This window comes from Cupriavidus taiwanensis, from assembly GCF_900250075.1.
Classification (GTDB): Bacteria; Pseudomonadota; Gammaproteobacteria; order Burkholderiales; family Burkholderiaceae; genus Cupriavidus; species Cupriavidus taiwanensis_C.
Map to the genome: position 1 here is coordinate 387,979 of NZ_LT977070.1, position 11,921 is coordinate 399,899.

The 11,921-nt window shown below is 70.4% G+C and carries 13 protein-coding genes; 3 read left to right on the forward strand and 10 right to left on the reverse strand.

Translation table 11 applies throughout. The features are described 5' to 3' along the window. Window positions 1-4: 4 nt before the first annotated feature. From CBM2588_RS01760 to CBM2588_RS01775, 4 genes are all read right to left on the reverse strand, one after another. Window positions 5-637, reverse strand: a complete 633-nt coding sequence (locus tag CBM2588_RS01760) for an ABC-type transport auxiliary lipoprotein family protein (protein ID WP_115679098.1) — start codon at window positions 635-637, stop codon at window positions 5-7. 82 nt (window positions 638-719) lie between these two features. After that, window positions 720-1,664 (reverse strand): MlaD family protein, encoded by a 945-nt coding sequence (locus CBM2588_RS01765; protein ID WP_115679099.1) that lies wholly within the window; start codon window positions 1,662-1,664, stop codon window positions 720-722. Continuing rightward, complete coding sequence (locus tag CBM2588_RS01770; protein ID WP_115679100.1) at window positions 1,661-2,521, reverse strand: ABC transporter ATP-binding protein; 861 nt, start codon at window positions 2,519-2,521, stop codon at window positions 1,661-1,663. Before CBM2588_RS01770 ends, CBM2588_RS01765 begins: the two co-directional genes overlap by 4 nt. After that, window positions 2,518-3,654 (reverse strand): MlaE family ABC transporter permease, encoded by a 1,137-nt coding sequence (locus CBM2588_RS01775; protein ID WP_115679101.1) that lies wholly within the window; start codon window positions 3,652-3,654, stop codon window positions 2,518-2,520. The genes CBM2588_RS01770 and CBM2588_RS01775 overlap by 4 nt, the downstream gene beginning before the upstream one ends. Before the next feature lie 183 nt (window positions 3,655-3,837). On the opposite strand from CBM2588_RS01775, the gene CBM2588_RS01780 reads away from it, so the two are divergent. The 3 genes from CBM2588_RS01780 to CBM2588_RS01790 are packed head-to-tail and all read left to right on the forward strand — an operon-like array spanning window position 3,838 to window position 5,807. After that, a complete protein-coding gene (locus CBM2588_RS01780; RefSeq protein ID WP_115679102.1) occupies window positions 3,838-4,713 on the forward strand; it encodes a biotin--[acetyl-CoA-carboxylase] ligase in 876 nt (291 codons plus the stop codon). After that, entirely contained in the window at window positions 4,710-5,561 is an 852-nt protein-coding gene (locus CBM2588_RS01785; protein ID WP_115679103.1) for a type III pantothenate kinase, read from the forward strand. The genes CBM2588_RS01780 and CBM2588_RS01785 overlap by 4 nt, the downstream gene beginning before the upstream one ends. Before the next feature lie 33 nt (window positions 5,562-5,594). After that, window positions 5,595-5,807, forward strand: a complete 213-nt coding sequence (locus CBM2588_RS01790) for a hypothetical protein (RefSeq protein WP_115679104.1) — start codon at window positions 5,595-5,597, stop codon at window positions 5,805-5,807. A gap of 29 nt (window positions 5,808-5,836) precedes the next feature. Here CBM2588_RS01790 and rfaE2 read toward each other — a convergent pair whose 3' ends face one another. From rfaE2 to CBM2588_RS01820, 6 genes are all read right to left on the reverse strand, one after another. After that, on the reverse strand, window positions 5,837-6,331 hold the full coding sequence (gene rfaE2, locus CBM2588_RS01795) for a D-glycero-beta-D-manno-heptose 1-phosphate adenylyltransferase (protein WP_115681360.1): 495 nt from the start codon (window positions 6,329-6,331) through the stop codon (window positions 5,837-5,839). A gap of 349 nt (window positions 6,332-6,680) precedes the next feature. Continuing rightward, window positions 6,681-7,544, reverse strand: a complete 864-nt coding sequence (locus CBM2588_RS01800; protein ID WP_115679105.1) for a ferritin-like domain-containing protein — start codon at window positions 7,542-7,544, stop codon at window positions 6,681-6,683. Between the two features lie 202 nt (window positions 7,545-7,746). Next, entirely contained in the window at window positions 7,747-9,024 is a 1,278-nt protein-coding gene (locus CBM2588_RS01805; RefSeq protein WP_115679106.1) for a patatin-like phospholipase family protein, read from the reverse strand. A 31-nt stretch (window positions 9,025-9,055) separates the two neighbouring features. Beyond that, complete coding sequence (locus CBM2588_RS01810; RefSeq protein WP_115679107.1) at window positions 9,056-9,904, reverse strand: PhaM family polyhydroxyalkanoate granule multifunctional regulatory protein; 849 nt, start codon at window positions 9,902-9,904, stop codon at window positions 9,056-9,058. A 65-nt stretch (window positions 9,905-9,969) separates the two neighbouring features. Then, entirely contained in the window at window positions 9,970-10,803 is an 834-nt protein-coding gene (locus CBM2588_RS01815; RefSeq protein ID WP_115679108.1) for an enoyl-CoA hydratase/isomerase family protein, read from the reverse strand. Window positions 10,804-10,920: 117 nt separating this feature from the next. Further along, complete coding sequence (locus CBM2588_RS01820) at window positions 10,921-11,901, reverse strand: fumarylacetoacetate hydrolase family protein (RefSeq protein ID WP_115679109.1); 981 nt, start codon at window positions 11,899-11,901, stop codon at window positions 10,921-10,923. Window positions 11,902-11,921: the final 20 nt, after the last annotated feature.

An 11,921-nucleotide genomic window follows, 5' to 3' on the forward strand; every position in this document is an offset into this window, starting at 1 on the left:
TGCTTTACTTTAGCTGCAGCGTGCCGATCCAGTCGAGCAGCGCGGCAATCACGGCATCGCTGGCTTCGGCCAGCGCTTTGACGCCGCCGGCGCCGTCGGCGCTGGGCGCGGGCCGGCGCGCCTCGAAGGTCTGCTGGCCGAGCATGCCGTGCCGGTACACCGTGGCGCGCAGCCGCACCACGCCCTCGCTGGTGGTGGCGCTGTCGAACACCTGGTCGAACTCGAGCAGGTCAACCTTCAGCGCCGGCACGCTGCCGTCGCCGGACCAGCCCAGCGTGCCGCGCGCGGCCACGGCCTCGCGCAGGCGCTCGTCGAACAGGCGCGTGGGCGACATCACCCAGCGCTGCGTGGCATAGGCCTGCAGGCGCTGCGCCTGGGCGTACTGGAGCCGGTAGAACAGCGCATTGCCTTCCAGCCAGTTGGGCCCGTCGGTTTGCGCCACGCGCAGTTTGGGCAGCGGCGCGAGGGCAGGGTTCCCGGCGGCGGGTGCCGCCGGGGCAGCAACGGCCGGGCCCAGGTCATAGGTGATGGTGGGCTCGCCGCGCGTCAGCGCGCAGCCCGACAGCGCCAGGCCGGCGCAGAAAATCAGCAGGGCCGCGCGCAGGCGGGCGGTTGCGGAGCGCAGCAAGCGTGGCATCTCGGTCGCAGGGTTCACGGCGGATTCTCGCGGTTGGCGTTTGGCGTGATCGAAGGGGCGGGGGCTTTGTCGGATGCCGACGCTACGGGGCCGCGCTGAAGCCCGGCTCGCCCGGCCCTGGCGTGGGCGCGGGCGCGCCGAACAGCACGCTGCTCGGGCTCTCGTTGAACTGGCCGGCGGCGCGCTCGAAGCTGCGCGCGGTCTGGCGCGCGTCGCGGGCCAGGCCATTGAGCTGCGGCAGGGTCTCTTCGCTGAAGGTGCCAGCGGCCGACTGCACCGACGCGGCCGCGCCCTGCAGGTCGCGCCCGACGCTGTCGACGGTGCGCATCACGGTGCCGTTGGGGTTGGCCAGTTCCTGCGTCAGGCGCCGGGTCGATTCCAGCGTCGCGTTCAGGTTCTCGGCCACTTTCGGCAGGCGCTGCGCGGCCGGCGTGAGCGAATCGGACAGGCGCGAATAATCTTCGGCGGTCTTGCGCACCGAGCGGATCGCCGCCATCAGCTCGTCGCGGTTGGCGCCGCGGAACATGTCGTTGAGCGAGCCCATCAGGGTCTCGGCCTGGGTCAGCAGCGAATCGCCGCGCTTTTCCAGTTCCTCGAAGAAGCCGGGCCGCATGGCGATGCGCGCCACCGCCCGCGGCGAGGTCGGCAGCGGCGGCGAGGCGCCGGCGCCATCGTGCGCGGCGGAGTCATCGAGCTGCACGTAGGCGATCCCGGTCACGCCCTGGAAGCCCAGCGTGGCGTAGGTGGTGCGCGTGATCGGCGTTTCGCGGTTGACGTTGACGCGCACGATGATCTGGCCCGGCACCTGCGGGTCGAACTTGATCGACTCGACCTTGCCCACCGCCAGCCCGCGGTACTTGACGTCGGCCTGCGGGCCCAGGCCGTTGACGGTGGAGCGGGTGATCAGGTCGTACGGCACGCGCACCGCATGGTCGCTGCTGAACCAGAAGATCGCGAACAGCACCAGCACGGCCAGGCCGATGGTGAACACGCCGGCAAGGAAGGCGTTGGACTTGTTTTCCATCATGCTTCTCCAGGGGGCGGCGCCGCGGGCTGCCCGGGCCGGGGCAGCGCCTGCAGGGCGCGCTGGGCGCGCTCGCCCAGGAAATACTCGCGGATGAAGGGGTGCTCCACCTTCACCACTTGCGGGATCGGCGCGGCCGCGATCACCTTGTGGTCGGCCAGCACCGCGACGCGGTCGGACAGCGCCACCAGCGTGTCGAGGTCGTGCGTGATCATCACCACGGTCAGGCCCAGCTCGCGGCGCAGCTCGCGAATCAGCGCGACATAGTCGTCGGACGCCATCGGGTCCAGGCCGGCAGTGGGTTCGTCCAGGAACAGCAGCTCGGGTTCCAGCGACAGCGCACGGGCCAGCGCCACGCGCTTGATCATGCCGCCAGACAGGTCCGACGGCATCTTGTCGGCATCGCGCGCCGACAGCCCCACCAGCTGCAGCTTGAGCAGCGCCGCCTGGCAGATCAGGTTGTCGGGCAGCGCGCGCAGCTCGCGCAGCGGCAGCGCGATATTGTCGATCACCGACAGCGCCGAGAACAGCGCGCCGCGCTGGAACTGCAGGCCCCAGCGGCTGCGCAGCGCCTGCAGCTGGGCCGGGCGCAGCCGCGACGGATCCTCGCCGAATACCTTGATGGTGCCCGCGGTGGGACGCTCCAGCCCGACGATCTGGCGCAGCAGCACGGTCTTGCCGCTGCCCGAGCCGCCGACGATCGACAGCACCTCGCCGCGGTAGACGTCGAGGTCCACATGGTCGTGCACCACCGCCTTGCCGAAGCGCTTGACCAGGCCGCGCACCTCGATCACCGGGGTGCGCTCCGGCGCGGGCTGCGGCGGGCCTGGCTGGGTCGTGTTCGCTGGTGCCGCGTTCACAGGCCCACGTCCTTGAACAGGATGGCGAAGACCGCGTCGGCCAGGATCACGATGGTGATCGCGGTCACCACCGAGGCGGTGGTGCCTTCGCCCAGGCTCTGGGTGTTGGGCTTGATGCGCAGCCCGAAATGGCACGCGGTCAGCGCGATCAGGATGCCGAACACCACGCCCTTGCCCAGCCCCAGCCACAGGTTGGCCACCGGCACCGCATCGGGCAGCTCGCGCAGGAAGAAGGTGGCGCTGATGCCCAGCTGCATGCGCGCGGCCAGCATGCCGCCGGCCAGCGCCATCACGTCGGTCCACGCCACCAGCAGCGGCATGGCGATGGCCAGCGCGATCACGCGCGGCATGATCAGCCGGAAGCCGTGCGAGATGCCCATCACGCGCATCGCGTCCAGCTCCTCGGTCACGCGCATCACGCCGATCTGCGCGGTGATGGCAGAGCCCGAGCGCCCCGCGATCAGGATCGCGGCGAGCACCGGCCCCAGTTCGCGGATCACCGCCATGCCCAGGATATTGACGATGAAGGTGCTGGCGCCGAAGGTGCGCAACTGGTTGGCCGACAGGTACGACAGCACGATGCCGATCAGGAAGCCGACCAGCGCCGTGATCCCCAGCGCCTTGTAGCCGACGTTGTAGATATTGGCCGAGATCTCGCGCCACGGGCCGCGCTGCGGCATGCGCGCGAAGCGCAGCAGGTCGAACGCCAGCTGGCCCAGCATGGTGATGCCGTTGCCCAGCTGCGCGCCGAACGACAGCACGTTGGCGCCGAACAGCGTGACCGGGTTGAAGCGGTCCACCATGTGCTTTTTCCAGCCCTCGTCGTGCACCGCGGCAATGCGCTCGAACACGCGGCGCTGGCCCTCGCTGGCCTCGAGCCGTTGCGGCAGCGCGCCGTTCCAGGCCTGCCACAGCAGTTGCCCGCCGATATGGTCAAGGCGCTCGACGCCGGCCAGCGACCATTGCGCGTTATCCGAGGCCTGCGCCAGCTCGTGGAGCTGCGCGCGCAGCTGCCGCGCCTGGCGGCAGCCGGCCAGCGCGAGCGCGGTCCAGTCGCCACGCAGCTGTACGCTGACGGTTCCGTGCCCGCGCGTGATCTGGAAGTCTGGCGTCGTCTGGCGTTCCAAGGGCAAGCGATGTGATGGCCGAGTCTCGATTCTAAGCCACGCGCCCGGCTGGCGCGACCGCGCCGTGCCCCGGGGGCATGCCCGGCAGCGCGGCGCGGCTACAATGCGGCATCTGCCGCAGCCCCGGGTTTCGATCCGGATCCTGCCTGTGCCGACCGCGACCCCGCCCATCCCCATCCATTGCCGCGCATGTCCGCCGTTCCTCCGAATCCGCCCGATCCTTCCACTGCCACGTCGTGGCGCATCGATGAAGGCGCGCTGCGCGCCATGCTGTCGCCCGCGCTGCGCGACTGGACCGTGGAACTGGTCGAGGAAACCGGCTCGACCAATGCCGACCTGACCGCGCAGTGCCGCCAGGCGTCGTGGTCCGACGCCGGCACGCTGCGCCTGGCCTATCGCCAGACCGCCGGGCGCGGACGCCAGGGCCGGCCGTGGCAGGGGCAGGCCGGCATGACTTTCTCGGTGGCGCTGCCGCTGGCGCTGGCGCCGGCGCAGCTGAGCGGCCTGAGCCTGGCGGTGGGCCTGGCGCTGGCCGAGGCCCTGGGCGACGTGGCCCCGGCGCTGGGCGCGCGGGTGGGCCTGAAATGGCCCAATGACCTGCAGATCGACGGCCGCAAGCTGGCCGGCATCCTGATCGAATCGGTGCCGGCGGGCCCGCAGCGGGTCTGGGCGGTGATCGGTATCGGCCTGAACCTGGTGCGCGATGCGCAGATGGAAGCCGCGCTGGGGCGCGAACTGGCGGGCGTAGCCGAGGCCATGCCGGGCTTCGATGCCGGGCGCGATGCGCCGCGCCTGCTGGCGGCGGTGCTGGAGCGGCTGGCGGCGATGCGCACGGACTTCCTCGCGCATGGCTTCGGGCCGATGGCACGGCGCTGGTCCGCCGCCGATGCCTACCGCGACCAGCCGGTGCGGCTGCTGCACGACGGCCAGGTGATCGCCGAAGGCATGGCGCGCGGCGTCGACGAGGCCGGCCACCTGCTGCTGGAAACCCCCGCCGGGCTGGAGCGCATCGCCAGCGGCGAGCTGTCGCTGCGGCCCGCCCCGGGCCAGGAAGGTGGCGCATGAACGCGCCGCGCCTGCTGGTCGATATCGGCAATACCCGGCTCAAATGGGCGTGGTGCGACGCCGGTGCTGCGCTGCCTGCGACCGCAGGCAGCGCTGCGCTGCCGACGCCGTGGCAGCACGCCGGCGCGGTCGCGCATGCCGACGACGGCGCGCTGCGAACCCTGGCCACCGAACTGCGCGCACTGTGCGCCAGCGGGCCGATGCCGTCGGTGTGGATCAGCAACGTGGCCGGGCCGGTGATTGCCACCGCCGTCGATGCCGCGCTGGCCGACGCCTTCGGCGGCTGCGCGCCGGTGCAATGGGTACGCAGCGCCGCCGCGCATGGCGACCTTGCCAACGGCTATCGCGAACCGACCCAATTGGGCGTCGACCGCTGGGTCGGCGCCATCGGCGCGCACCGCTGGCTGCCGCGCGAAACATTGCTGGTGGTCACCGCCGGTACCGCCACCACGCTCGATATCGTCACCGTCACAGAGGCTGGCCACGCGCGCTTCGAAGGCGGGCTGATCCTGCCGGGGCTGGCGCTGATGCTGGGCACGCTGGCGCGCAATACCGCGCAGCTGCCGGCGCTGGATGTGGGCGAGGCCGGCAGCGTGGCGGGCGCGCAGCGGCGCTGGGCCGACAACACCCACGACGCCATTGCCGCCGGCTGCCTGGCGGCGCAGGCCGGCGCCATCGAGCGCACCTGGCGCGCGCTGGGCGCGCGCGGCGACGCGTCGCGTCCGCCGCGCTGCCTGCTGTCCGGCGGGGCCCGCGGCGCACTGGCCGGGGCGCTCGCGGTGCCGTTCGAGATGCACGATAATCTGGTGCTGCTCGGCCTGCATGCGATGGCCATGGCCGATGCGTGACGACGCTAAGTCCCCACCTCCATCCGATTCCCCATGATCACCCGCTCCCTGCGCATCGCATTGCTGTTGCTGCTGTTCGCCAACGCCGTGCTGCTGGCCGCGGTGCTGGGCGCGTTCGGCGCGCAGCCGCTGTCGGGCTGGTTCGAATCGCCGCGCGAACCGCACCGGCTGGAGCAGCAGGTGCGGGGCGAGCGCATGCGCCTGCAACCGCCGCCGGTCACGCCGGCCTCGGCGCCGGGCGCTTAGTGCGGGCCAAATAATGCAGGCGCGGCGGCTCAGCCGGCCTGGCGCACCTTGGTCAGCAGCTTGGTGGTCGAGCGGTCGTGCAGGAAGGGGATGGCATAGGCCTGGCCACCCCAGCTGCGCACCAGCCGGGTTTCTTCGAGCGTATCGATATCGTAGTCGCCGCCCTTGACGTAGATGTCGGGGCGCACCAGGCGGATCAGCTCCACCGGGGTCTGTTCGCGGAACATCGCCACCAGGTCGACCGACGCCAGCGCGGCCAGCAGCGCCATGCGGTCCGACTCATGGTTGAGCGGGCGGTCGTCGCCCTTGCCCAGCATCCTCACCGAGGCATCGCTGTTGACGCCGACCACCAGGCTCGCGCCCAGCGCGCGCGCCTGCGCCAGGTAGGTGGCATGACCGCGATGCAGGATGTCGAAGACGCCGTTGGTAAACACCAGCGGGCGCGGCAGCGCGGCGATGCGCGCGGCCAGCGCGGCGGTGTCGTCGGCGGGAGTCAGCTTGGATTCGAAGGCGGGTACGGACATGGATCGGGACATGGGATAGGTGGAGGCCGGCACCGTGGCGCAGCCGGCGCGCTTGCCCGAATGGTACCCGTTCTTGCGCGCCGCCCTGGCTGGCGCCATCGCGTGACGGCACTGGCCCGCGGTCCGGCAGCGATGTAGTAACCGGCTACTACCTGCGCGGCGGCTGGCGCGCTTATCATCCGCGGCACCGTATTTCCGGGAACAGGAAAACGGCGTTGCACCCTAGCCGCGAGGGCCGGACGATCCGGCGCGCCGCGGGCCGCATTTGTCGGGAATGCGTGAAGGTAAAACAGCAAGAAAAAAAAGTGCCCCGCTTCGGCGGGGCATTTTCTTGTCCGGACCGGGCCGCTCAGGCTTGCGCGGGGCGGGCCGCGCCGGCGCCTTGCAGGCTGGCGTTCAGCTCCTTGCGGTAGCGGTTCAGGTCCTGCACGCTTTCAAAGGTACGTTCGAACAGCAGCGACATGTTGTGCAGGATCCGTTCGATGACCTTCTTCTCCCAGCCTTCGTCGAAGCGGATCTGCTCGTCGAGCCATTTCTCGAGCCAGTCGGGGTCCGGCAGGCGCGACTGCACCGTGTCGTTGGGGAACAGCGCCTTGTTGACGTGCAGGTTGGTCGGGTGCAGCGGCTTCTCGGTGCGGCGCGCCGAGGCCATCAGCACGCCGATCTTGGCGAAGGCCGCGCGCGCGCTGTCGCCGAACTGCGCCAGGTACTTCTTCATGTAGCGCAGGTAGGCGCCGCCGTGGCGGGCTTCGTCCTGCGACAGGGTGCGGTAGATATGCTTGATCACCGGCTCGGTGTGCCATTCGGCGGCACGGCGGTACCAGTGGTTCAGGCGGATCTCGCCGCAGAAATGCAGCATCAGCGTTTCCAGCGGCGGCGCCGGGTCGAACTCGAAGCGCACCGCGTGCAGTTCTTCCTCGGTCGGCACCAGGTCCGGGCGGAAGCGGCGCAGGTACTCCATCAGCACCAGCGAATGCTTCTGTTCCTCGAAGAACCAGATGCTCATGAACGCCGAAAAGTCAGAGTCGTGGCGGTTGTCGCGCAGGAACATCTCGGTCGCGGGCAGGGCGGACCATTCCGTGATCGCATTCATGCGAATGGTCTTGGCCTGGTCGTCCGTCAGCATGCTGGCGTCGAAGGTCTCCCAGGGGATGTCCTTGTCCATGTGCCAGCGGACGGCTTCCAACGATTTGAACAGTTCGGGGTAGAGCATGGTAAGCCTTTGAAATTACGGGCAGATTCTACCAGATGCGAATTATTCTCTTCTCTCCTTTTTTAGGCCGGAGCGGGGCAAATATGCAACGCCCGGCGGGGTTCGCAGGCGCCTTCTGCATTTTTCCGGGCGATCAGCGCCGCGGCGGCGCGTCAAAGTGCCAGCGCGGGCGCCTCTGCGACCGTCATGTGACGGCGGCAACTCAGGGAGAGACTGCCTGCTCGGCCGCGTGGTCGTCCGTGCCGGGCGCGGCTGGCGCTGTGCCCGGCACGATGCCGTAAAGGAAGGCTGCCAGCTCGTCGGCCTGGGCTTCGGCGTCGCGCTCGCCCAGCGCGATCAGCGCCTGCGTGAAGGCCGGCTCGAACAGCAGGTAGCTGGCGAATGCGGCGCCGCGCGCCTCGGTGCCGCCCAGCGGCGCCAGCAGCGCGCGCACGGTGCGCGGCAACTGCTTCTGGTGCTCGGCGGCGATGGCCTCGATCGGCTCGCTGGGCGCCACCGTCATCACCTGCACCGGGCGCCAGCCCTCGCGGTCGCCGGCCACCTCGGGCATGCGCGCCAGCAGCCGGTTGATATGCAGCAGCCGCTCCAGGTCGGTGTTCAGCCCGTCGAGGAAGATGCTGGCCAGCGCCTGTCCGCCCACCTGCGCCAGCGACGGATAGCCGCCGCCCGGCATGGTGTCGAACCAGCCCGAGCGCTGGCGCGAGGCCGCGCCGATCGCCAGGATGCGCGACGCGCCCAGGTGGATCGCCGGCGACAGCGGCGACATCTGGCGCATGGTGCCGTCGCCGAACCACTCGTGGTGCCCATCGAGTTCCAGCGGCATGGCCGGGAACAGGAACGGGATCGATGACGAGGCCAGCAGGTGGTCCACCGTGATCTGCGCCGGCACCGCGATGCGCTGGCTGCGGTGCCACGGATGGATGCGGTGGTGCGACTGGTAGAAGGTCACGTGGCGCCCGGTGCTGTACGACAGCGCCGTGACCGCGAACGCCTGCAGCGCGCCGCTGTCGAGGCTGGCCTGCACCCGCGCGGGCTCGAACAGCTCGCCCAGCATGCTGCCCAGCGGCGTGTTGTCGAACAGCGCGCGCGGCGCGCGCCGCTGCGTGGCCCAGCCCAGCGCCAGCGTCGACAGCCAGCGCGCCCCCGACACGCCCACGCGCAGCACATCGGTGCGGTAGACCTCGTCGGCATGGATGCTGTGCCAGAGCGCGCCCAGGCTCTGCGCGGCGGCTTCGAAGTCGCCGGCATGGATGGCCAGCCCCGCGCCGTTGATGGCCCCGGCCGAGGTGCCGGCGAGGATGCCGAACGGCAGCGCGGCCTGCGCCTTGCCATGGCGCGCGGCGATGCGCGCCACGCCGTTGAGCACGCCGGCCTGGTAGGCGGCGCGCGCGCCGCCGCCCATCAGGATCAGCGCGGTGGCGGCGGGGTTGGGCGTGGAAGCGGGCGCCGCCGGGGGCAGCGGCAGGGAATCGCGATGCATGGGTGGATGGTGGCGCCGGGCGGCGGCAGGCTCAGTTGGTGACGCTGCCGCCGGCGCCGTTGGTGCTGCCGTTGCCGTTGCCGCTGCCGTTGCTACCACGGCCACTCTCGGCCTCCCGCGCCGGCATGGTCTTGGCCGGCTTCTTGGCAGCCGCTTTCTTCGCCGGCGCCTGCTTTGCCGGTGCCTTCTTCGCCGGTGTCTTCTTCGCGGCAGGGCTGGCGGTACCCGCCGAAGCCGTCTTGCCGGCTGCCGCGGTCTTCGCTTTCTCTGCGCCGGACTGGGTGGTGCCGGCTGGCGTGGCGGCGCCGGCGGCGCCAAAGCCGCCAATGCCGAACGGCACCATGCTGGCCGCCGCGGCGCTGCTGGCAATCTGGTTGAACTGCTGTTGCAGCATGTCCCACCACAGCGCGGCATTGGGCGCCGGAGCGGCATCGGCGTCGCCGGCGGCCGCCTGCGACGGCTCGGCGGCAGGCGGCTCGGGGTGCGCGGCGCTGCCCGTGTCCGCGCTGGTACCGGCGCCGGTATCCGCGCCGGTGCGTTGCGGCGCCTCGGCGCTGGGGGCGTTGGCGGCGCGCGCGACGTTTTCCATCGCCGATTGCATGGCCTCGGGCGACAGCGCGTTGCCGAAGGTCTGCAGCGCCACCAGCGTGGCGCGCTGCACTTCCAGTCCCTGGATGGTGGTGCGCAGCAGGTTGGTATTGAGCTGCAGCCAGCTTTCCACCGCCTTCAGGTCGGCGATGCGCTTGTCGAGGTCTTCCAGGTCCATCGGCGGCGTCATCGCCTGCAGGCCGGGCATCAGGCTGGCGGGGATGCCCGCGCCGCCCCATAGCCGGCGCATGAAGTCGAAGCCGTTGGTGAAATCGGGAATCTGTCCGAACATGGTCGCGCGCTCCGTGTGCGGCGCAGCCCGGTGCCCGGACCTCCGGGAGCGCGGCTGCGTCGTCGTTACCTGAACTGAGGCGGCCGCTTTTCGCGCAGGCTCGCCATGCCTTCGTGCACGTCGGGGCCGGCAAAACCCATGAATTCGAGCGCCAGCGAGGTATCGAAAGCGGGGCCGGCCATGCGCAGCCAGTTGTTGAGGGCGTACTTGGTCCAGCGGATCGCGCTCTGCGACCCCGCCGCCAGCCGGTTGGCCACCTCGAAGGCGCGCGCCACCAGTTCGTCCTCATCCACCGCCAGCGAGACCAGGCCGATCCGCTCGGCTTCTTCGCCGCTGACCGACTCGCACAGCATCAGATAGTACTTGGCCTTGGCCATTCCGCACAGCAGCGGCCACACGATCGCGGCATGGTCGCCCGCGGCCACGCCCAGCCGGGTATGGCCGTCGACGATGCGCGCGGTCTTCGCCGCGATCGAGATATCGGCCAGCAGGCCCGCCACCAGCCCGGCGCCGACGGCCGGGCCGTGCATCGCCGAGACCACCGGCTTGTCGCAGTTGATGACGTTGTAGACCAGGTCGCGCGCCTCGTGCCAGACGCGGGTGCGGGTGTCGAAGTCGTTGGCCATGTCCTCGACCAGCGCCAGGTCGCCGCCGGCGGAGAAGCCCTTGCCTTCGCCGCGGATCAGCGCCACGCGCACCTCGGGGTCGGCGGAGACGTCGCGCCAGATCTCGGCCAGCTCGCGGTGCATGTTGGCGTCGGCGGTGGCCAGCTTCTGGTTGGCCGACTGGGCCGCGCCCATGACGATTTCCAGGATCGGGCCGTGGCGGCGCAGGGTCAGCGCGCGATAGCGCTCGTAGCGCGGGGACAGGGCGGCGGTGTCAGCGGAGGAAGCGTTCATGGGGGCCTTTTCAGTGGACGCCAGGGCGGGCGCCGGAAGCAGGTTAATTTACCAACCGATCGGTCGGTTAATTATATGCAAATCCGGCGCGCGGTTGCGCCCCCGGCCCGCCGGTCCTCAGGCGGCGGCCACCAGCTGGTCGATCGCGCCGAATACCGAATGACCCTGCGCGTCGAACATCTCGATCTTGACCGCGTCGCCGAACTTCATGAATTCGGTCACCGGCTTGCCTTCGTCGATGGTCTCGAGCATGCGCTTCTCGGCGATGCAGCAGTACCCCTTCTTGCGGTCGACATTGGAGATCGTGCCCGAGCCGACGATGCTGCCGGCGCGCACGTTGCGGGTCTTGCAGATATGCGCGATCAGCTGGCCGAAGTCGAACACCATGTCGGTGCCGCAGTCGGGCTGGCCCACCTTCTTGCTGTTCCAGTGCACCGTCATCGGCAGGTGCACCTTGCGCTCGCGCCAGGCCTCGCCCAGTTCGTCGGGGGTCACCGCCACCGGCGAGAACGCCGTCGCCGGTTTGCTCTGGAGGAAGCCGAAGCCCTTGCCCAGTTCGGCCGGGATCAGGTTGCGCAGCGAGACGTCGTTGGCAAGCATCACCAGCCGGATGGCCTCGCCGGCCTGCTCCGGGGTGGCGCCCATCCTCACGTCGCCGGTGATCACCGCCACCTCGGCCTCGAAGTCGATGCCGAAGGCCTCGCTGGCGCAGACGATGTCGTCATGCGGGCCCAGGAAATCGTCGGAGCCGCCCTGGTACATCAGCGGGTCGGTCCAGAACTCGGGCGGCATCTCGGCGCCGCGCGCCTTGCGCACCAGCTCGACGTGGTTGACGTAGGCCGAGCCGTCGGCCCACTGGTAGGCGCGCGGCAGCGGCGCCATGCAGTCCTTCGGCGCGAACGGGAACGGATGCCGTGCGCGGCCGCCGTTGAGCGCGTCGTACAGGTCCTGCAGCTGCGGTGCGTAGAACTGCCAGTCGTCGAGCACGGTCTGCAGCTTGCCGGCGATGTCGGTGGCGAAGTGCGCGGTCTTCAGGTCGCGCGACACGACCACCAGCTGGCCGTCGCGCGAACCGTCCTTCAGGGTTGCGAGTTTCATGGGATGCGGTAGGGATCGAG

Bases quoted from the DNA above. Each gene is read 5' to 3' on its own strand.
- CBM2588_RS01785 (WP_115679103.1), top strand. From the start codon at position 4,710: ATGAACGCGCCGCGCCTGCTGGTCGATATCGGCAATACCCGGCTCAAA.
- CBM2588_RS01760 (WP_115679098.1), bottom strand. From the start codon at position 637: ATGCCACGCTTGCTGCGCTCCGCAACCGCCCGCCTGCGCGCGGCCCTG.
- CBM2588_RS01780 (WP_115679102.1), top strand. From the start codon at position 3,838: ATGTCCGCCGTTCCTCCGAATCCGCCCGATCCTTCCACTGCCACGTCG.
- CBM2588_RS01790 (WP_115679104.1), top strand. From the start codon at position 5,595: ATGATCACCCGCTCCCTGCGCATCGCATTGCTGTTGCTGCTGTTCGCC.
- rfaE2 (WP_115681360.1), bottom strand. From the start codon at position 6,331: ATGTCCGTACCCGCCTTCGAATCCAAGCTGACTCCCGCCGACGACACC.
- CBM2588_RS01805 (WP_115679106.1), bottom strand. From the start codon at position 9,024: ATGCATCGCGATTCCCTGCCGCTGCCCCCGGCGGCGCCCGCTTCCACG.
- CBM2588_RS01820 (WP_115679109.1), bottom strand. From the start codon at position 11,901: ATGAAACTCGCAACCCTGAAGGACGGTTCGCGCGACGGCCAGCTGGTG.
- CBM2588_RS01765 (WP_115679099.1), bottom strand. From the start codon at position 1,664: ATGATGGAAAACAAGTCCAACGCCTTCCTTGCCGGCGTGTTCACCATC.
- CBM2588_RS01815 (WP_115679108.1), bottom strand. From the start codon at position 10,803: ATGAACGCTTCCTCCGCTGACACCGCCGCCCTGTCCCCGCGCTACGAG.
- CBM2588_RS01800 (WP_115679105.1), bottom strand. From the start codon at position 7,544: ATGCTCTACCCCGAACTGTTCAAATCGTTGGAAGCCGTCCGCTGGCAC.
- CBM2588_RS01810 (WP_115679107.1), bottom strand. From the start codon at position 9,904: ATGTTCGGACAGATTCCCGATTTCACCAACGGCTTCGACTTCATGCGC.